Source organism: Comamonas sp. (genome assembly GCF_009360615.1).
Lineage (GTDB): Bacteria > Pseudomonadota > Gammaproteobacteria > Burkholderiales > Burkholderiaceae_C > Comamonas.
On record NZ_SPEY01000007.1, the window covers coordinates 14678 to 35183 of the forward strand.

Here is a 20506-nt window from a genome sequence, read left to right on the forward strand (position 1 = left end):
CCAGCCATGGTTGCAACTATGGCTGTCAAATCGCTGTCAAACCTGTTGCAGCAGGACTGTCCAGGCATCAGGATTGTCCTGATAGGGTTTGCGCTAGAGTTGCTCATCCCAGGGCCATCCGGGCCAGGTCTTCGGCAGCCGTGGCTCCGCAGCGCACCGCACCTTCCAGCGTCGCCGGGTAGGGGCCGCTTACATAGTCGCCGCAAGCCCAGAGGCCATGGCCGAGTTCCATGCCGGGGCGCCTCACGCCGGGTCTGCAGGCAAATGTGGCACGCTTTTCCACCACGGTCAGCACTGCCTGAATGTCCTCCCAGCCCAGTTGTTGACGGGCTTGCTCCAGCACCTGCTTCTCCAGGGCCAGGCGATCCGTGCGGCAGTCGCTGATGACAAAGGCCATCAGTCCTTGCTGGGCAGCTTCTGCGGGTCGCAAGTGCCCGCGGTCAAACACGAACTGGGCCGGAGCCTGCGTTGCGGGCTGCAGTGCCAGCCAGGGCAGCTCGGCGGCAAGGCGATGGCGGGTGCGGGCATAGACGGTGCCAATGGCCGTGTGCTCCAGGGCCAGTGCGCTCTGTGCCCAGTGCTGGTAACGCACGCCGTCGCGCGCGGGCAGGCGCGGATCTTCGGCCGCCAGCAGGGCCAGGCGAGCGGCTTCCTGCGGCGGGCAGGCCAGCAGTACGGCATCAAAGCGCAATTGCTCAAGCACCGGTGCAAGGGCGGGGTTGGCGCTGCGCAGCAGCCATTGCGGTCCCTGGGGACTCAGTTCCTGGATGCGGCTGGCCCTGTGCACGGCATGGCCGCGGCCCTGAAGCCATTGCGCAGCCGGGATGGGAAACAGATCGCCCAGGCCGCTGCGCGGCACCAGAAAGTGCGAGCCGCCCGTGCCGGCAAACAGCGCGTCATGCAGCACCCGCAAGAAGATGCTGCCACTTGCCTGCACGGCCGGAAGATTGAGGGCTGATACACACAGCGGCTCGATGAACTCGTCGAGCAGGCGCCCAGGCAGACCACTGCAGATATCGGCAACGGTTGCCGTCTCCGCGCAGCGAAAGCCCTGCACCCGCCAGCGCAGCGCGCGGCCCAGAAGGGCGGCACGTTCACGCAGTGACCAGCCGCTCGCTGCGGCAATGCCGATCAAGGCGTCCAGTGGTGCCGGCAGGTTGGGAAAGGACAAGCCGCTGCCCTGGGCGTAACGCATGGCAAGTGGTCTGCGCAGCAAGGCATGCTCGGGCGCAGCGCCCACTGCGCGCATGAGTCGCAGGCACTCGGCATAGGCACCAATCAGGATATGCTGGCCGTTGTCGGCCAGGGTTGCGCCCGGCAGTTCCAGATTGCGGGCCCGACCGCCCAGTTGGCGGCCGGCTTCGAAAACCGTGGGCTGATGGCCGTTGAGAGAGAGCTGTACCGCGGCGGCCATGCCGGCCCATCCGCCACCGATGATGGCAACGTGCATGGTGTGCGCTTACATGCGCCCCAGCGCCTGCATCTTCCAGACCAGCCAGAACTTGCGCAGCGGCGTGAGGCTGATGCGCTGGTGCAGTACCTGGAAGTTTTCGGACTCGATTTCGCGCAGCAGGGTGCGATAGATGCTGGCCATCATCAGACCGGGTTTTTGCGCGTGACGATCCGCGTCGGGCAGCAGGCCGAGTGCCTTGTCATACAGGCTGTGGGCGCGTTCGGCCTGAAATCGCATCAGCGCCGTGAAACGCTCCGAATACTCGCGCTTGTTGATCTCGTGGGCCTTGACGTCGAACTGCTGCAGTTCGCTGATGGGCAGGTAGATGCGCCCGCGCATGGCATCCTCGCCTACGTCGCGGATGATATTGGTCAGCTGCAGGGCCTGGCCCAGCGTGTGGGCGTATTCGGTGGTGCGCTCGTCGGTCTGGCCGAAGATGCGGGCGGCGACTTCGCCGACCACGCCGGCGACCAGATGGCAGTAGCGCTGCAGGCCGGCAAAGTCCAGATAGCGGGTCTGATCCAGATCCATCTGGCAGCCTTCGATGACGGCCTGCAGATGGCGCTCTTCGATGCCATAGGTCTTGGCGTGGGGCATCAGTGCCTGCATCACAGGATGGGCGGACTGGCTGGTGAAGGCCCTGTGCACCTCGGTCTTCCACCAGGCCAGCTTGGTGGCGGCCACGCCGGGGTCCGTGACCTCGTCGACCACGTCATCCACTTCGCGGCAGAAGGCATAGAAAGCCGTGATGGCGGCGCGGCGCTCCTTGGGCAGGAAGAGAAAGGCGTAATAGAAGCTGCTGCCTGAAGAGGCGGCTTTGTCTTGGACGTACTGATCCGGATTCATAGGGGGAGCATTGTCCCATGACCCGGACCGTTGGCCGATACAACCGTGGAATGTGCAGCGTGCGACTGACCGGTTCTCACAATCAACAGCGTCCTGCGAGGTGACGAAGAGGCTCTGGGCTGTCTGCTTCGATCACATGCGCATGGCCTGCCAGAGCATGGCGGCCATGTCGCGCTTGCCCAGCTTGATGCGCTGATAGAGGTTGCGCCCCTGCATGGCGTCCAGCCTGTCCAGAATGCGCAGGCCACCTTGCACGACCAGGCGCAGCTCCCAGCCTGCGCGTCCGGGCAACTGATGCACCAGAGGGGCGCCATGGTGCATGAGGCTGCGGGCCTGGCGGTTGAGCTCGCCGAGCAGGGACTGCAGCTCGGGCGTCAATGCCGCTGCGTCCGGCCGGATGGCGATTCGCGCAATCCCGTGGCGGGCCAGGTCTGCATCGGGCAGGTAGTGGCGCTGGCGCGGCAAGTCCTGGCTCAGGTCCTGCCAGAAGTTGATCAGCTGCAGCGCTGTGCAGATGGCATCGCTCTGGATCAGCGCCCTGGCATTGCCCACGCCGTAGAGATGCAGCAGCAGGCGACCGACCGGGTTGGCCGAGCGGCGGCAATAGTCCAGCAGTTGGGCCATGTCGGCGTAGCGGGCCTGGGCGGCCGTCATGCGCACATCCTGTTCGAAGGCGCTGAGCAGGTCGGCCAGCAAGGGCTTGGGCAGACCGTGGGCCTGAACCTGGACTGCCAGCGGGCCAAAGACATGCGGCCAGGCGGTACGCATCAGCATGGCGGCTTCGCCGGCGCTGCCCAGTTGCTGCAGGTCGGCGGCATATTGCTGCAGTAGCGCCAGGCGCTGCCCGGCGCTGTGATCGCCCTCATCGGCCAGGTCGTCGGCGGTGCGGGCAAAGTGGTAGATGGCGGCGATGGGGGCACGCAGCCTCGGCGGACACAGCCAGGAGGCGACGGGAAAGTTTTCGTAATGGTTGATGCTGGCCGGGGCGCTGGCGGCGCGGCTGGCTGGGGGCAGATGGTTCACGCCCGTATTGTGGACCGACCGGAGCGGTTGACGGGGGCGGTCCATAAAAAGGCGGCGCAAAAGCGCACGTGCGTGCACAATCTGCGCTGACTTTGGTGCACCAGCCTATCCGGCAGATGCGCTTTTCCTGTTTTTACAAGTCCAGAACACCATGGCTGTTTCGTCTTCTCGTCGTTTTGCAATGTTGTCTTTGCCGTGCCGGCCTGCAGTGCCCCTGATCGGGCTGTCCATCGTGGCGGCAGCGGCCATGTTGTCGGCCTGCTCGAAAAAGGATGCTGCGCCTGAGCCGGTACGTGCGGTCAAGCTGGTGACCGTGGGTGAGGGACAGATCGAATCTGCCCAGGAATATTCGGGCGATGTGCGGGCCCGTGTGGAGTCTCGTCTCGGCTTTCGCGTGGCGGGCAAGATCACCAGGCGTGAGGTGGAGCTGGGTCAGCGTGTGAAGGCCGGACAGGTGCTTGCGCGACTGGATGCGCGCGACTATCAGCTCGGTGCCGATGCCGCGCGAGCCCAGGTGGCCTCGGCCACCACGCAGCGCGATCTGGCGCAGGCCAATGCCCAGCGTTTTCGTGCCTTGCGTGCCCAGAACTTCATCAGTGCCGCAGAGATGGAGCGCTACGAGGCCAATCTGAAGGCGGCCCAGGCCTCCCTCGATCAGGCCCGAGCCCAGCTCTCGAGCCAGTCCAACCAGGAAAACTACACCCAGTTGCTGGCCGATGCCGATGGCGTGGTCACCGCCGTGGAGGCCGAGCCCGGCCAGGTGGTTGCGGCCGGCACACCCGTGGTGCGGATCGCCCAGGACGGCGCTCGCGATGCGGTGTTCAGCGTGCCGGAAGACCGGCGCAGCGCCTTCAGGCCGGGCCAGGGCGTGAAGGTGCGTCCCTGGTCGGACGAGTCGCGCGTGATCGACGCCCTGGTGCGCGAGGTGGCGGCCAGTGCGGACCCGGCCACGCGCACCTATGTGGTCAAGGCGTCACTGCAAGGTGCCGACCTGCCCGCATTGGGTGCCACCGTGCGTGCCGTGCCAGAGGGCATGGGCGTGAGCCGCGACGCCGTCGGAAGTCAGGTCATCAAGCTGCCGACCACGGCCCTGCGCCAGGAGGGGGGGCGCGGCCAGGGCACGGCCGTCTGGCTGTACGACGCGGCCAGCAGCTCGGTGAAGCTGCAACCCGTGCAGATCGCCAGCGCCGACGGCAACGAGGCGGTGATTGCCTCGGGGCTGCAGCCCGGCATGCAAGTGGTGGCCACGGGCGTCCATGTGCTGACCCCAGGCCAGAAGGTGACGGTGTACCGCGATAAATATGCCCGGCCGCTGCAGGGCTCTGTATCCGTTCAGGCTCCAGCAATGGCGGATAAAGCGCAGAACGCTCCCGTGTCCGGAGCGTCTCAGTCTGCGGCAGCTGCGGAGGCTGGAAAATGAGCGGCGCCGGACATAAAAAAGCCGGTGGTGCGCATTTCAATCTTTCCCGCTGGGCGCTCGACCATGTGGCGCTGACCCGGTATTTCATCGTCGTCCTGATGTTGCTGGGCTTTGCGGCCTTTTTCCAGCTGGGGCAGGACGAGGATCCGCCATTCACCTTTCGTGCCATGGTCATTCGCACCTACTGGCCCGGCGCGACGGCCGAGCAGGTGGCGCAGCAGGTGACGGACAAGATCGAGCGCACGCTGCAGGAAGTGCCCTATGCCGACAAGATCAGCAGCTACTCCAAGCCCGGCGAGTCGCAGGTCATCTTCCAGGTCAAGGACTACTCGCCCCCCAAGGAAGTGCCGCAGCTCTGGTACACGGTGCGCAAGAAGGTGGGCGATATGCGCTACACCCTGCCGCAGGGCGTGCAGGGGCCGTTCTTCAACGACGATTTTGGCGATGTCTATGGCGTGATCTATGCGCTGCAGGCCAAGGGCTTCAGCTACGCAGAGCTCAAGACCCTGGCCGACGATGTGCGTCAGCAGCTGCTGCAGGTGCCCGATGTGGCCAAGGTCGAGCAGTTCGGCGTGCAGGACGAGAAGGTCTATGTGGAGCTGTCGCACAAGGCCACGCAGATGGGGCTGAATCTCAAGCAGGTGCTCGACCAGCTCAACCAGCAAAATGCCGTGGCATCGGCCGGTACCTTGCAGACGCCAGCCGAAACCATCGTGCTGCGGGTGCAGGGCCAGTTCAACGATCTGGAGCAGCTGCGTGCCATGCCCATCATCGGCCAGGGCGGGGCGCAGTTCAGGCTGGGCGATATCGCCGAGGTGTACCGCGGCTATGCCGACCCGGCGAATGTCATGGTGCGTTTTCAGGGGGAGCCTACAGTGGCCCTGGGGGTGTCCATGGTCAAGGGGGGCGACATCATTGCCCTGGGCAAGGCCTTGACCGAGACCACGGATCGCATCGCCAAAAGCCTGCCTGTGGGCGTGACGCTGAGCAATATGCAGAACCAGCCCAAGGCCGTGGCCGACTCGGTCAACGAGTTTCTGCAAGTGCTGATCGAAGCCGTGGTGGTGGTGCTGGCTGTGAGCTTTCTGAGTCTGGGCCTGCACAAGCGCCCGGGACAGCAGCCGCTTTGGAAGCGCTGGTATATCGACCCGCGTCCTGGCCTGGTGGTGGGCATCACCATTCCGCTGGTGCTTGCCGCGACCTTCCTGGCCATGTGGTACTGGAATATCGGTCTGCACAAGGTGTCGCTGGGCTCGCTCATCATTGCGCTGGGCCTGCTGGTGGACGATGCCATCATTGCCGTGGAGATGATGGTGCGCAAGATGGAGGAAGGCTACGACAAGTACCGTGCCGCCACCTTTGCCTATGAAATCACCTCCAAGCCCATGCTGACCGGAACGCTGATCACGGCAGCGGGCTTTCTGCCCATCGGCATGGCCAAGTCCATGACGGGCGAGTACACCTTCGCCATCTTCGCGGTGACGGTGATTGCACTGGTGCTCAGCTGGTTTGCCTCCGTCTACTTCGTGCCTTACCTGGGTCTGCTTCTGCTCAAGAAGCCGCCGCATGCGGCCAAGCTGCCGCCCGAGGTGGCGTCCGGAGAAGTGTCGGCCGAAGAGGCGGGAATCAACACCGATGCTGGCGAGCACGAGCTGTTCGACACCCCGTTCTACAACCGTTTTCGCCGCACGGTGAACTGGTGCGTGCAGCACCGCTGGCTGACGATCGGGGCGACTGTGCTGGTTTTCGTGCTGGGTCTGGCCGGCATGGGCAAGGTGCAGCAGCAGTTCTTCCCTGACTCCAGTCGCCCCGAAGTGCTGGTCGACATATGGTTTCCCGAGGGCACTTCCTTGCAGGCCAACAAGGACGTGACACTGCGTGTGGAAAAGCGCTTTCTGCAGCTCGACGGTGTGGAGTCCGTCAGTGAATGGATCGGCTCCGGAGCGCCACGCTTTTATTTGCCGCTGGACCAGGTTTTTCCGCAGAACAACGTCTCCCAGTTCATTCTGGTGGCCAAGGACCTGAAGGCCCGCGAGGAAATCCGCAAGCAGCTCCCTGCGCTGATGGCCGAGGAGTTCCCCGAGGTGCGGGCGCGCTCCAAGCTGTTGCCCAACGGGCCGCCCGTGCAATATCCGGTTCAGTTCCGAGTCATGGGCTCGGACCCTGCCAAGCTGCGCACTTACGCCGATGAAGTCAAGGCGATTCTGCAGTCCAATGCCGACATGCGCGGCGTGAACGACAACTGGAACGAGTCCGTCAAGGTCATACGCCTTCAGGTCGATCAGGACAAGGCGCGTGCCCTGGGGGTGACCAGCCAGTCGATCGCCGAAGCTACCGGCATGAACTTCAGCGGCACGACCGTGGGGCAGTTCCGTGAAGGTGACAAGCTGATCGATATCGTGATGCGTCCGCCCCAGCGGGATCGCGATGCCATCACCGATATCGCGGGGGTCTATGTCACCACGGCCAACGGGCAGTCCATTCCGCTTACGCAGATTGCCAAGCCTGTCATGGTCTGGGAGCCTGGCGTGATGTGGCGTGAAAAGCGCAACTTCGCGATTACCGTTCAAGGCGATGTGCGTGAAGGTCTGCAGGGGGCCACGCTGACCAGCGCGCTGTTGCCGCAACTGCGCAAGATGGAGAGTGGCTGGCATGCGGCAGGTGATACCGGCTATCGCATCGAGGTGGCCGGTGCCGTGGAGGAAAGCTCCAAGGGCTCCGGCGCCATCGTGGCGGGCGTGCCGGTATTGCTGTTTCTGACCTTCACGTTGCTCATGCTGCAGCTGCGCAGCGTCAGTCGTTCGCTGCTGGTGTTCATCACCGGTCCCCTGGGCATCCCCGGTGTGGCGGCGGCCCTGCTGCTGCTGAATCGCCCCTTTGGCTTTGTGGCGCTGCTGGGGGTCGTGGCCTTGATGGGCATGATTCAGCGCAATTCGGTGATTCTGATCGATCAGATCGAAAGCGGGCGAGCCCGGGGGCTGCCGGCCTGGGACGCGATCGTGGAGGCCGCCGTGCATCGCCTGCGTCCTATCGTGCTGACAGCAGCGGCGGCCGTGCTGGCCATGATTCCGCTGTCGCGCAGCGTGTTCTGGGGGCCCATGGCCGTGGCCATCATGGGGGGGCTGATCGTGGCGACCGTGCTGACGCTGCTGGCGCTGCCCGCCATGTATGCTGCGGCATTCCGCATCCGAAAGGGCACGGCCTGAGTCTGCATTGTGCGAAAAAGTGCCGGTTTTGCGGCTAGAATCTGCGCCTTGACCTCGGCAAGCGTATATTTGCGCATTGCTGACCGCGCGGGTGGCGAAATTGGTAGACGCACCAGGTTTAGGTCCTGACGGTGGCAACACCGTGCCGGTTCGAGTCCGGCTCCGCGCACCAGATACAGGCACTCTCTGCTGCCCAAGCCCGTAACCCCAAGCCGTTACGGGCTTTTTCTTTTCCCGGCCCCTGCTGTGCAGCTGCGGTGTCAGCTTTTAAGGCAAACCCCTGTAGGGCGATGGCGGAGCCTGCGCGGCGCCTCGTTATAATGGTCGGCTTCGCCTGTTCCTGAATTGAACAAATGCCCGGCGCCAGACGCGGGTGCCAATGACCGGGGCAGGCTCTGGAAATTTGTGGTGCCGCATGTCCCAGGCGATCCCGGGCGTGCGCGCACTGTGACTTTGCGCAACACGGTGCGGGTTGTTAGTCAATCTGCACGGTCCTCATCCCTCTTAGGAAAAATCATGGCCGTTAACGTTGAAACTCTTGAAAAGCTCGAGCGCAAGATCACGCTGAGCGTGCCCCTGTCGGCAATCCAGTCCGAAGTGGATGCCCGCCTGAAGAAGGTGGCGCGCACGGTGAAGATGGACGGCTTCCGTCCTGGCAAGGTGCCCATGAGCGTTGTGGCTCAGCGTTACGGCTACTCCGTGCAATACGAAGTGCTGAACGACAAGGTGGGCGAGGCTTTTGCCGCTGCTGTCAACGAAGCCGACCTACGCGTTGCCGGTCAGCCCAAGATCACCGAAAAGGAAGGTGCCCCCGAAGGCGAAGCGCAATTCGAGGCCGTGTTCGAAGTCATGCCCGAAGTCAAGATCGGCGATCTGACGGCTGCGGAGGTGGAAAAGCTGTCCACCAGCGTGGACGAAGCCGCCATCGACAAGACCGTGGACATTCTGCGCAAGCAGCGTCGCACCTTCACCGAGCGCGCAGCCGGTGAAGCTGCCGTGGACGGCGACCGCGTGACCGTGGACTTCGAAGGCAAGATCGACGGCGAGACTTTCTCGGGCGGCAAGGCAGAAGACTTCCAGTTCCTGGTCGGCGAAGGCCAGATGCTCAAGGAGTTCGAAGACGCGACCCGTGGCATGAAGGCCGGCGAGTCCAAGACTTTCCCCCTGGCTTTCCCCGCTGACTATCACGGCGCGGACGTGGCCGGCAAGACAGCCGATTTCCTGGTGACCGTCAAGAAGGTGGAAGCTCCCAACCTGCCCGAAGTGAACGAAGAGTTCGTGAAGACTCTGGGCGTGGAAGGCGGCTCCGTTGAAGCCCTGCGCGACGACATCAAGAAGAACCTGGAGCGTGAAGTGAAGTTCCGCGTTCAGGGCCGCAACAAGCAGGCGGTGATGGACGCTCTGGTGTCCGTGGCCGAGCTGGATCTGCCCAAGGCTTCCGTGCAGGCTGAAGTGGGCCGTCTCCTGGAAGGCGCGCGCGCCGAACTGGAACAGCGCGGCATCAAGGATGCAGCCAAGGCTGAAATCCCTGAAGACATCTTCCTGCCCCAGGCCGAGCGCCGCGTGCGTCTGGGCCTGGTGGTGGCCGAGCTGGTCAAGACCAACAACCTGCAGGCCACTGCCGAACAGATCAAGGCGCACGTGGAGGAGCTGGCCTCCAGCTACGAGAAGCCCGAAGACGTGGTGCGCTGGTACTTTGGCGACCGCAACCGTCTGGCCGAAGTGGAAGCCGTTGTGATCGAAAACAACGTGACCGAGTTCGTTCTGGGCAAGGCCAAGGTCACCGACAAGGCCGTTTCCTTCGACGAGCTGATGGGCCAGGCCTGAGAGCCGGATCTTCTATCGGTGCTTGCCCTAGGTGAGTTCCGATAACTTGAATTGCGGGGCTTGTGCTTTTGCGCGCAAGCCCCATTTTCTTTTCAGAATGCGGCTACAGTAGGCGCATAGCACTGGAGAAAACATGAGCGCATTGGATACATTGGGTTTGGGCATGGTGCCCATGGTCATTGAACAGTCGGGTCGCGGTGAGCGCTCCTACGACATTTATTCGCGTCTGCTCAAGGAGCGCGTGATTTTCCTGGTGGGCGAGGTCAACGATCAGACTGCCAACCTGGTGGTCGCCCAGTTGTTGTTCCTGGAAAGCGAAAATCCTGACAAGGATATTTCCTTCTACATCAACTCTCCCGGCGGCAGCGTGACGGCCGGCATGGCGATTTTCGACACCATGAACTTCATCAAGCCCGACGTCTCGACACTGTGCACCGGCATGGCAGCGAGCATGGGCGCTTTCCTGCTCTCGGCTGGAGCCAAGGGCAAGCGCTATGCGCTGCCCAATGCCCAGGTGATGATTCACCAGCCGCTGGGCGGTGCCCGTGGTCAGGCGACCGAAATTGAAATCCATGCCCGCGAAATCATCAAGACCCGCGAACGCCTGAACAAGATTCTGGCCGAGCGCACCGGCCAGCCCCTGGAAAAGATCCAGAACGACACCGAGCGTGACTATTTCCTTTCCGCCGACGAGGCTAAGGACTATGGCCTGGTTGACCAGGTCATCAGCAAGCGTTCGTGAAATGCATAGCACCCAGGCCCCTGTCTGATTGGGTTCGAGGGTGCAGGCAATGAAATTCCTGGGAGGTGCTGACCGGCTCCCGGGACCTGCTCGGCGGCGTTTGTCCCTGAAGGGCTGCGCCGCCTTGTCTTTGGTTATCATTAATTTTCGTTTTTTCGTAACGAGGCACAGCCCCCATGGCCGATAAAAAAGGCTCTTCCACCGAAAAGAATTTGTATTGCACCTTCTGCGGCAAAAGCCAGCACGAGGTCAAAAAGCTGATCGCCGGCCCGTCCGTGTTCATCTGCGACGAGTGCATCGACTTGTGCAATGAGATCATTCGCGACGAACAGCCTGCCGCCGATGCCAAGGAAGGCCGGGGCGATCTGCCTACGCCTGCCGAAATCAAGGCCAATCTCGACAACTACGTGATTGGCCAGGAACAGGCCAAGCGCACGCTGGCCGTGGCGGTCTACAACCACTACAAGCGACTGAACCACAAGGACAAGGCCGGCAAGGACGATGTGGAGCTCAGCAAGAGCAACATCTTGCTGATCGGCCCCACGGGTTCGGGCAAGACCTTGCTGGCGCAGACGCTGGCGCGTCAGCTCAATGTGCCCTTCGTGATGGCCGACGCCACCACCCTGACCGAAGCTGGCTATGTGGGCGAAGACGTCGAGAACATCATTCAGAAGCTGCTCCAAAGCTGCGAGTACGATGTCGAGCGCGCTCAGCGAGGCATTGTCTATATCGACGAAATCGACAAGATCTCCCGCAAGTCGGACAACCCCAGCATCACGCGTGATGTCTCAGGCGAGGGCGTGCAGCAGGCGCTGCTCAAGCTGATCGAAGGCACGATGGCCAGCATTCCGCCGCAGGGAGGGCGCAAGCACCCCAATCAGGACTTTCTGCAGATCGACACCACGAATATCCTGTTCATCTGCAGCGGCGCGTTCGCGGGACTGGAGAAGGTCATTGAAAACCGCACCGAGGCTTCGGGTATCGGCTTTGGCGCGACCGTCAAGAGCAAGAAGCAGCGTTCCATCTCGGAGATGTTCCTCGAGATCGAGCCTGAAGATCTGATCAAGTTCGGCATCATTCCTGAACTGGTCGGCCGTATGCCTGTGGTGACGGCCCTGGCCGAACTCAGCGAAGAGGCGCTGGTGCAGATCCTGACCGAGCCCAAGAATGCACTGGTCAAGCAGTACAGCAAGCTGCTGGCCATGGAAGGCGTGGAGCTGGAAATCCGCCCGGCTGCGCTGAAGGCGATTGCTCGCAAGGCGCTGGCCCGAAAGACCGGTGCCCGTGGACTGCGCTCCATTGTCGAGCAGGCGCTGATCACCACCATGTTCGAATTGCCAACCGCAGAGAACGTGGAAAAAGTGGTGGTGGAAGAGGCCACCATCGAAGACGGCAAGGAGCCGCTGCTGGTTTACCGCGAAGCGGCCAAAAAGGCCTGATACTGTGATTGCATGCAAGGTGCTTCTTCAAGGGGCGCCTTGCTGCTTGAGACGGAAAGGCAATGCCCCTGCGGTGGCAAAAACAATTTGCACGCAGGGGTTGAAATACACCGGTAGGCGGACCATCTTCCGCTGATAAACCGAGGATACCTATGTCTGGACAAACCCCTTTGCCTTCCACCGAGCTGGATCTGCCACTGCTGCCCCTGCGGGATGTGGTGGTGTTTCCGCACATGGTGATTCCGCTGTTTGTGGGGCGCGCCAAGAGCATCAAGGCTCTGGAGCTGGCCATGGAAGGCGATCGCCGCATCATGCTGGTGGCGCAGAAGACGGCCTCCAAGGACGAGCCTGCAGCGGAGGACATGTTTGATGTGGGCTGCGTGTCCACCATCCTGCAGATGCTCAAGCTGCCCGACGGCACCGTGAAGGTGCTGGTCGAGGGCCAGCAGCGCGCTCTGGTCAAGCAGGTCACCGACGAAGAGTCTCATTTCACCGCGTCCGTGACGCCTGTGGAAGCTGATGACAACGCCCATGAGCAAAGCGAGATCGAAGCGCTGCGCCGCGCGGTGACCCAGCAGTTCGATCAGTATGTCAAGCTCAACAAGAAGATTCCCCAGGAGATCCTGACCTCGATCGCCAGCATTGACGATGCCGGCCGTCTGACGGACACCATCGCAGCGCACCTGCCTCTGAAGCTGGAGAGCAAGCAGGCCGTGCTGGATCTGGTGGACATCAAGGAGCGCCTGGAAAATTTGTTCGAACAGCTCGAGCGCGAGGTAGACATCCTCAATGTCGACAAGCGCATCCGAGGCCGCGTCAAGCGCCAGATGGAGAAGAATCAGCGCGACTTCTATCTGAATGAGCAGGTCAAGGCCATCCAGAAGGAGCTGGGTGAGGGCGAGGATGGTGCCGACATTGAGGAGATCGAGAAAAAGATCAAGCTCGCCAAGATGCCTGCCGAGGCCCGCAAGAAGGCCGAGGCCGAGCTCAAGAAGCTCAAGCTGATGTCGCCCATGTCGGCAGAAGCGTCGGTGGTGCGCAACTATATCGAAGTGCTGACCGGCCTGCCCTGGAGCAAGAAGACCAAGATCAAGCACAACCTGGCGAATGCCGAAGAAGTGCTCAACGAAGATCACTTCGGCCTGGAAAAGGTCAAGGACCGCATCCTTGAATATCTTGCCGTGCAGCAGCGTGTGGACAAGGTCAAGGCGCCCATTCTGTGCCTGGTCGGACCTCCCGGCGTGGGCAAGACCTCGCTGGGGCAGTCCATCGCCAAGGCCACGGGTCGCAAGTACGTGCGCATGGCGCTGGGCGGCATGCGTGACGAGGCGGAGATCCGTGGCCACCGCCGTACCTATATCGGTGCCATGCCCGGCAAGGTGCTGCAGAGCCTGGAAAAGGTCGGTACGCGCAATCCGCTGTTCCTGCTGGATGAAATCGACAAGCTGGGCATGGATTTCCGCGGCGATCCTTCGAGCGCGCTGCTTGAAGTGCTCGATCCTGAGCAGAACAGCAAGTTTGGTGACCACTATGTGGAGGTCGACTTCGATCTGTCCGACGTCATGTTCGTGGCGACATCCAACTCCATGAACATTCCCTCGGCCCTGCTGGACCGCATGGAAGTGATTCGTCTGTCTGGCTATACCGAAGACGAAAAGACCAATATCGCCATGCGCTACCTGCTGCCCAAGCAACTCACCAACAACGGTGTGAAGGAAGGCGAGCTGGAGGTGACCGAAGCCGCGATCCGCGACATCGTGCGCTACTACACCCGTGAAGCGGGCGTGCGCTCGCTGGAGCGCGAGCTGTCCAAGATCTGCCGCAAGGTGGTCAAGGGTTTGCAGCTCGGCAAGCTCCAGCCCAAGGTGGAGGTGAATGCCGACAACCTGAACGACTACCTGGGGGTGCGCAAATTCAGCTATGGACGCGCAGAGCATGCCAATCAGGTGGGGCAGGTGGTGGGTCTGGCCTGGACCGAAGTCGGCGGGGATCTCCTGACCATTGAAGCCGCCACCATGCCCGGCAAGGGTGTCATCACCCGCACAGGCTCGCTGGGCGATGTGATGAAGGAGTCGGTGGAGGCCGCCCGTACCGTGGTGCGCAGCCGCGCTCGCCTGCTTGGCATCAAGGATGAAGCCTTCGAGAAAAAGGACATCCACGTGCATGTGCCCGACGGTGCCACACCCAAGGACGGTCCCAGCGCCGGTGCGGCCATGACGACGGCTTTTGTCTCGGCGCTCACGGGCATCCCCGTGCGTGCCGATGTGGCCATGACTGGCGAAATCACCTTGCGTGGCGAAGTCACGGCGATTGGCGGTCTCAAGGAAAAGCTGCTGGCGGCTCTGCGTGGCGGTATCAAGACCGTGCTCATTCCCGAAGAAAACGTCAAGGACTTGCAGGACATTCCCGATAACGTGAAGAGCGGTCTGGAAATCGTCCCCGTGAAGTGGATCGACCAGGTTCTCAAGGTGGCCCTGGAGCGTGTGCCCGACCCTTTGTCTGAGGAAACGGTAGCCGCCGTGGCGGCCACCGATGCCAAGCCGGTCGAAGCTGCCATCAAGCATTGATGCCTGTTTTGTGAAAATTGTGGCGTTTTTTCTGAGAGGGCTCAGAACTGCGCTACAATTCATCCATCGCAGCAAACGACGTTGTACAATGTTGGGCTTCGGTGGTTATGCGGGAATAGCTCAGTTGGTAGAGCGATACCTTGCCAAGGTATAGGTCGACGGTTCGAACCCGTTTTCCCGCTCCAGGTTTTCAGAGCCTGTAGCAATACAGGTTCGCATCGGAAAGCGAAAGCTTTCTGAATGCGGGAATAGCTCAGTTGGTAGAGCGATACCTTGCCAAGGTATAGGTCGACGGTTCGAACCCGTTTTCCCGCTCCAGGTTTTTTGTGATAGCGGCGCGATAGCAAAGCGGTTATGCCCCGGATTGCAAATCCGGTTAGACCAGTTCGACTCTGGTTCGCGCCTCCAGACTTGTGGCATAAGCCCTGCAGATGAAAGTCTGCAGGGCTTTTTGTCTTGTGCGCCGGGCATCAAGGTGACGAGCATGTGTCATGCACCGCCGCAGGTCTTGGCTGCGGCTGCCGCATCTGCGGCGAACTTCGCAACGTCGGCGGCTGAAGTTCTCTTCATCTCGCCCTGAAAAGCCCGGGACAATGTCCTGGGCATATCGGAGAAGGCGGGAGCGATGACTGCGCTCGGACGGGCTCGGCCAGCTTGATCCTCTGGCGCAATGTCTTGGCAGCCTCCACCATTTGCCGCAGGGCAGGAATCACCTCGGCCCACTGACGTGTCTTGAGGCCGCAGTCGGGGTCGCCCCAGAGGCGTTCGGCAGGAATGCGCTGCTTGCTGCATGAGCTGCACGATGTCTGCCCTGTCGGGGATGCTGCTGGAGTGGATGTCATAGCCGCCCGGGCCGATTTCGTTGGGATATTCGAAGTGTTCGAAGGTCTTCGGCAACTTCAAGTCCGAGCGCGCAGTCTCCGGGGTGATCACGTCGGTGTCCATGTCTGCAATCGCAGCGATGATGTCGTTGAACTTCGAATAGCACATATGGGTGTGAATCCGGGTTCCATCGGCAACGCGTTGGCGCTGATCCGGAATGCCTCCATGGCCCAGAACAGGTATTTCCTCCATCGGGATTTGCGCAGCGGCAGGCCTTCGCGCAGCGCGGCTTCGTCAATCTGGATCACGCGCAGGCCGGCTCTTTTCAGATCCCGAACCTCTGCACGAATCTCCAGTGCCAGCGGATGGCAGGATGTGGAGCGCGGCTGGTCGTCACGCACGAATGACCAGCTCGGGATGGTGAGTCAACATGCCCTTCACGGGCTTGCACGTCAAGGACTGGTCGGACAGTATCCATTCTGTCGTCATTGCCCTGGTGTGTGGGATGTCGCCGAACAGGATGGGCGGCTTGAGGCAGCGTGAGCCATAGGACTGGACCCTGCCGAACTGACTGAAGGCATAGCCGTCGAGCTGCTCGTCGAAATATTCGACCATGTCGTTGCGTTCGGCCAGCACGTCCAGCACCAGAGCCTTCAGCTGTCGGGCTTGCAGGGCGCACGCCGTAGTTGCTGCGGCGCTTGCCCAGCCCTGCGCTGATCTGCTTGACGGCAGCCTGCACCAACGTGTTGTGGACGCAGGGCGAGTTGCGGCGAGCGGCCACAACGGCGGCGTTGTCGTCCCGTTCGGCGTTGATGCAGTCCGTCCGTGACGCAAAGCCTTGTCCAGCCCGCGCAGCTCATCCAGTTTCTGCAGCGCGCAGGCCGGCCAGGACTTGATGTCGGCATCCGGGGATTGTTCACAGTTCAGAGTCACGGGCACATGCTGAAGGGAGCACGATAGCTCCCTCCACAGACGCTCGGCCAGCGGTACCATCCGGTCCAGCACGGCAGACAGGTCGGTTTCCAGATATTGCGGCCGTTGATCACGCCCAGGCACAACACCTTGTGCGCGGGCCGCAGACCCGGCAGCTGCTGCGCATCGTCCTAGCCGTTGACGGCATCGATGTGCAGACCGGCGACTGGCAGGCTCGCTGCCAGATACCTGTTCTCGGCCAACTGGCCGAAATACGTCGCCAGCAGCAGCTTGATCCCGCAGCTCTTGAGGTGGTGGTATGCGGTGTTGAAGGCATGTTGCCAGTCGGCATCAAGCTCGGTGCCCAGGATGGGCTCGTCCGTCTGCACCCATTCCACGCCCCGGGCTGCCAGCGCATCCAGCAGTTCGGCAAGGGGATTGCCAATCAGCTGGGGGCGCGCAAGGCAGAGCTGCATACCGACTGTCTGCAGGCCTTTATGGCGCTGGCACGAGCGCCGGGCCTGGCTCTGCCGGCTACCGCCCCCCACGCGGAAAGGCTCTTGAAGGAGGGCGGTGATCGATCGCTGAACAAGCGATGGCGGCAGATTCACATGTTGATCACGGTAACGCCCGTGGGCGATACCCGGTCGGCTTGCCGGCCGGCCTGCACGCCCCACAGCCACATGGCGCCGCCCGCGAGGAGCGTCAGCACAAACGATTGCTGTGCCCCCCAGTGGTCGATCAGCCAGCCTGCGGCGGCGGCACCCAGGGCCACACCACTGGCGAGGCCCGTCAGCAGCCAGGTCATGCCTTCGGTCAGGCGGTTGGCTGCGACCTGCTGCTCCACCAGGCCCATGGCCACCGTGATCGTCGGGCCAAAGGTAATGCCTGCCAGCAGCACGGCCAGCGTCAGGGCGGTCAGGTTGCTGGCCAGCAGCAGGGGCAGTGCGGAGATGGCGACCGATGCACCGACCCAGACGATCTGGCGGCTGAGGGGCATCTGCAGGCGCAGCGTGCCGAACAGCAAGCCCATGGCGCAGGAGCCCAGTGCATAGAAGGACAGCACCACACTGGCCATGCCGGGCTGGCCCTGAGCCGTGGCGAACGCCACGCTGGCGACATCGATCACGCCCACGATGACGCCTTGCGCCAGCATGAACAGCGCCAGCGTGCGCACCACAGGCTGACGCAGCATCGACGAAACCCGGCCTTTTTCCGTGCTGGCAGGCGGGATCACGGGTGGTTCGGTGCGACGTTGCACCACGAACAGGCCGACACCGATGACCAGGAACAGCGCCGCCGCCAGCGGCCCGGCCTCGGGGAACAACAACATGCTCAGGCCCACCGACAGCGGCGGCCCGACGATGAAGGCCAGGTCGTCGAGCACGCCTTCGAGCGCAAACGCGGTCTGCAACTGGAGCGTGCCGCCGTAGATTGCCGTCCAGCGCGCGCGGACCATGGCGGGCATGCTGGGCAGGCTGCCCACGGCAGCAGCCAGCAGCAGCAGCAACCAGTCCGGCCCCTGCCAGTGGGCACAGGCCAGCAGCGCCAGCATGGACAGCGCACTGCTGGCGGCAGCGAACGGCAGCACCTTGAACTGGCCGTAGCGGTCAACCAGCGCAGAGATGCGCGGGGCCAGCACGGCAATCGAGAGCGCAAAACAGGCCGACACCATGCCTGCCAGCGTGTAGGCGCCCCGCTGCTGGGACAACATGGTGATCAGGCCGATCCCCGTCATCGACAGTGGCAGTCGCGCCAGCAGACCGGCCAGCACAAAGCCCTTACTGCCCGGCGCGGCGAACAGCTGTCGGTAAGCATTCAACATGGAAACCCTTGCTCAGATTTATTTACATACACTGTGTATGCGAGTGACATTCTAGGAGTCTGGGGTCTGGCGCGTATGATTGGCATACGCTTTGTATGTGAATATTGCCTGGAGTTTGCAGTGACCCATGTTCGCCAGAGTCGTGCCCGCATGATCGAAGCCACACGGGCCAAGCTGATCGGTGCAGCGCGCAGCGCTTTTGCCGAGCGTGGCTACGCCCAGGCCTCCATGGACGATCTGACCGCGCAGGCGGGCCTGACGCGTGGCGCGCTCTACCATCACTTTGGCGGCAAGCCCGGCCTGCTGGCGGCCGTGGTGGCGCAGATGGACGAGGAGATGGACCAGCGGCTGGAGCGTGTCCTGAAGGCCCATGCCGATCCCTGGGAGGGTTTTCTCGCCTATTGCCGGGCTTATCTGAGCATGGCGCAGGAGGCCGAGATCCGCCGCATCGTGCTGCAGGATGCGCGCTCTGTGCTCACCGGTACAGACCAGGGTCAGCAGCACCAGCGATGCATAGCATTTATTGCCACCTTCTTGCAGGAGCTCATCGACCGGGGCGTCATCGTGAATGCCAGTGCGCCGGCCCTGGCCAGGCTGCTCAACGGCTGCCTGATCGAAGCAGCCTTCTGGATTGCGGAGGAGGGAGCGCCGCCCCAGCGGCTGGACGAGGCCTTGCAGGCGCTGGATCTGATGCTGCAGGGATGGAAGGCGGCCTGAGCCGGCAACAGGGTGAGACTCCAAGCTGAGGCCGGCCATGCGCTGCTTCGTGGGCGGGGGCTTTGACGACCATCTGAAGGATGGCTGAAGGTCTGGGGCTGGCTTGAAGGGCGTCGAACCGGTGCTGCATCCGCTGCAGTCTGGACACGGCTTGCCAGGCAGGGCGCGCTCCTTGCAAGGCGAGTGCCATCCAGGGCAATCCTGGTGGGTCAGCAGCAATGCGTTCTTTGTCCAGGCATCTTCCGGAACCAGGCGCTTCCGGCGCGGGATTGCTTGGCCGGCCATTGAAACTGCGCACGGCAATTGCACAGGAGATTCAGGGAACTGCGTCCTGCTATCCATCGATCAGGAAAACCGGCGGAAAACCGGTCACGCGCGGCCTCCAGATTCTCGATCGCCTGCGTGGCAGAAGACAGCTGAAACAGGTCGCATGCCTCTAACGCGATCATGGTCATCGGAATGCGCTGGCGGCCCGCGAGAGAGCGCAGTCAGGCACTCCATAGGGCCACTTGCTTCGCGCCGGTAGTGAGCGCGGCTTGACGCGATCCCCCTGCTGGTTTCGGCCCCGCTTGACGGCAGGCAGCGGCCTTGGTCGGGCCGGCCCATCGCGTGCTGGCCTGGCTTGTGGGAGATCCGGTCCGCGCCCTTCGGACCATGGTGCGTCCGCTTTGCTGGAAGCTCTCAGAAAAATACGGCGTGCAGGGCGTGAGGGCAAGCGCTGCACGCCCTCCAGATGTCAGGACTGCACCGGAGCGTTATTGGTACTTCCGCTCCAGCCCGTCCCAGAAATCCTTGTTCACCAGGCGCTGGCGCTCGAGAAACGGAGCGACGATGGCGGGGTCTTCGTCCACCTTGTGGTCGTCGCGCAGCAGCGTCAGGCACTTCTGCATGCCGGCCACGGCCCCTTGCAGTGCGGCATTGGCATAGAGCACAAAGCCATAGCCCAGCCCGCCCAGCTCGTCGGCGTTGAAGATCGGCGTCTTGCCGCCGATGACCATGTTCATGAGCTGGGGCGCTTGCAGGCGTTGCGGCAGGGCGCGTACTTCTTCGGCCTGGGTGACGGCTTCGACAAACAGGATGTCGGCACCGGCTTCCTGGAATTGATGGGCGCGTTCGATGGCCGCTTCGAAGCCGTGGACGGCGGCGGCATCGGTGCGGGCCATGATGAGCGTGCCGCTGTCGCGGCGCGCATCGACTGCGGCCCTGATCTTGCCCAGCATTTCGCCGGTTTCGATCACGGCCTTGCCGTTGAAATGGCCGCAGCGCTTGGGGCTGACCTGGTCTTCGAGCTGGATGCAGTCGGCACCGGCGCGCTCCAGTGTGCGCACGGCATGGTAGGTGTTGACGGCATTGCCGAAGCCGGTGTCGGCATCGACCAGCAGCGGAACCTCCACGGCGTCTCGGATACGCGCGGTGTGGTCGGCGATGTCGCTGAGACCCATAAAGCCCTGGTCGGGCATGCCGAACCACATATTGGTCACGCCGGCACCGGTCACATAGATGGCTTCAAAGCCCAGGTCGGCAATCAGCCGCGCGGACATGGCGTTGAAGGCTCCGGGCACGATGACGCCACGGCGGGCATCGGCGAGGGCCTTGAGTTGTTGCTTGGGATTCATGAGATTTCCTGATGAAAAAGACTCTGATGCATGTCTGCCGGACGCCTCCGGCGGTCTGCCTTGACGAGGCAGGGCGCAGCCGGTCTGCAGC

The 20506-nt window shown here is 62.6% G+C and carries 12 protein-coding genes, 4 tRNA genes and 1 pseudogene; 11 read left to right on the top strand and 6 right to left on the bottom strand.

The genetic code is table 11. The annotated features are described in order from the left end of the window. Window positions 1-103: 103 nt before the first annotated feature. The 3 genes from hpnE to hpnC all read right to left on the bottom strand — a co-directional run bounded on the left by hpnE (window position 104) and on the right by hpnC (window position 3313). Window positions 104-1450, bottom strand: a complete 1347-nt coding sequence (gene hpnE / locus E2583_RS01855; protein WP_291592665.1) for a hydroxysqualene dehydroxylase HpnE — start codon at window positions 1448-1450, stop codon at window positions 104-106. A gap of 9 nt (window positions 1451-1459) precedes the next feature. Beyond that, window positions 1460-2299, bottom strand: coding sequence for a presqualene diphosphate synthase HpnD (gene hpnD / locus E2583_RS01860; protein WP_291592666.1), 840 nt, complete (start codon window positions 2297-2299; stop codon window positions 1460-1462). Window positions 2300-2431: 132 nt separating this feature from the next. Continuing rightward, window positions 2432-3313 (bottom strand): squalene synthase HpnC, encoded by an 882-nt coding sequence (gene hpnC / locus E2583_RS01865; RefSeq protein ID WP_291592736.1) that lies wholly within the window; start codon window positions 3311-3313, stop codon window positions 2432-2434. Window positions 3314-3503: 190 nt separating this feature from the next. Here hpnC and E2583_RS01870 point away from each other — a divergent pair, with 190 nt between their 5' ends. The 10 genes from E2583_RS01870 to E2583_RS01915 all read left to right on the top strand — a co-directional run bounded on the left by E2583_RS01870 (window position 3504) and on the right by E2583_RS01915 (window position 14931). Next, window positions 3504-4742, top strand: a complete 1239-nt coding sequence (locus E2583_RS01870; RefSeq protein ID WP_291592667.1) for an efflux RND transporter periplasmic adaptor subunit — start codon at window positions 3504-3506, stop codon at window positions 4740-4742. Next, window positions 4739-7948, top strand: a complete 3210-nt coding sequence (locus E2583_RS01875; protein ID WP_291592669.1) for an efflux RND transporter permease subunit — start codon at window positions 4739-4741, stop codon at window positions 7946-7948. The genes E2583_RS01870 and E2583_RS01875 overlap by 4 nt, the downstream gene beginning before the upstream one ends. An 85-nt stretch (window positions 7949-8033) precedes the next feature. Next, window positions 8034-8120: transfer RNA gene (locus E2583_RS01880), tRNA-Leu, on the top strand. 344 nt (window positions 8121-8464) lie between these two features. After that, entirely contained in the window at window positions 8465-9775 is a 1311-nt protein-coding gene (gene tig, locus E2583_RS01885) for a trigger factor (protein ID WP_291592671.1), read from the top strand. A gap of 133 nt (window positions 9776-9908) precedes the next feature. Continuing rightward, window positions 9909-10517 carry an ATP-dependent Clp endopeptidase proteolytic subunit ClpP gene (gene clpP, locus E2583_RS01890; protein WP_291592673.1) on the top strand — a complete coding sequence of 203 codons (609 nt, stop codon included), beginning with the start codon at window positions 9909-9911 and terminating at the stop codon, window positions 10515-10517. A 176-nt stretch (window positions 10518-10693) separates the two neighbouring features. Next, complete coding sequence (gene clpX, locus E2583_RS01895) at window positions 10694-11956, top strand: ATP-dependent Clp protease ATP-binding subunit ClpX (RefSeq protein WP_291592675.1); 1263 nt, start codon at window positions 10694-10696, stop codon at window positions 11954-11956. Window positions 11957-12108: 152 nt separating this feature from the next. Then, window positions 12109-14523, top strand: a complete 2415-nt coding sequence (gene lon / locus E2583_RS01900; protein ID WP_291592677.1) for an endopeptidase La — start codon at window positions 12109-12111, stop codon at window positions 14521-14523. 109 nt (window positions 14524-14632) lie between these two features. Next, window positions 14633-14708, top strand: a tRNA-Gly gene (locus E2583_RS01905). Between the two features lie 57 nt (window positions 14709-14765). Next, window positions 14766-14841: transfer RNA gene (locus E2583_RS01910), tRNA-Gly, on the top strand. A gap of 16 nt (window positions 14842-14857) precedes the next feature. Next, window positions 14858-14931 (top strand) — tRNA-Cys (locus E2583_RS01915). A gap of 158 nt (window positions 14932-15089) precedes the next feature. On the opposite strand, the pseudogene E2583_RS01920 reads toward E2583_RS01915, so the two are convergent. Together E2583_RS01920 and E2583_RS01925 are read right to left on the bottom strand one after the other, a co-directional pair. Next, a pseudogene (locus E2583_RS01920) lies at window positions 15090-16712 on the bottom strand (5-methyltetrahydropteroyltriglutamate--homocysteine S-methyltransferase); the annotation flags it as partial. Between the two features lie 152 nt (window positions 16713-16864). After that, window positions 16865-18082 (bottom strand): MFS transporter, encoded by a 1218-nt coding sequence (locus E2583_RS01925; RefSeq protein WP_291592679.1) that lies wholly within the window; start codon window positions 18080-18082, stop codon window positions 16865-16867. Between the two features lie 150 nt (window positions 18083-18232). Between E2583_RS01925 and E2583_RS01930 the strand changes: the two genes are divergently transcribed. Beyond that, entirely contained in the window at window positions 18233-18799 is a 567-nt protein-coding gene (locus E2583_RS01930; protein WP_291592738.1) for a TetR/AcrR family transcriptional regulator, read from the top strand. Between the two features lie 755 nt (window positions 18800-19554). Here E2583_RS01930 and E2583_RS01935 read toward each other — a convergent pair. After that, the gene (locus E2583_RS01935) at window positions 19555-20415 is read right to left on the bottom strand and encodes an isocitrate lyase/PEP mutase family protein (RefSeq protein WP_291592681.1); all 861 of its coding nucleotides are present in this window, start codon (window positions 20413-20415) and stop codon (window positions 19555-19557) included. Window positions 20416-20506 lie beyond the last annotated feature (91 nt).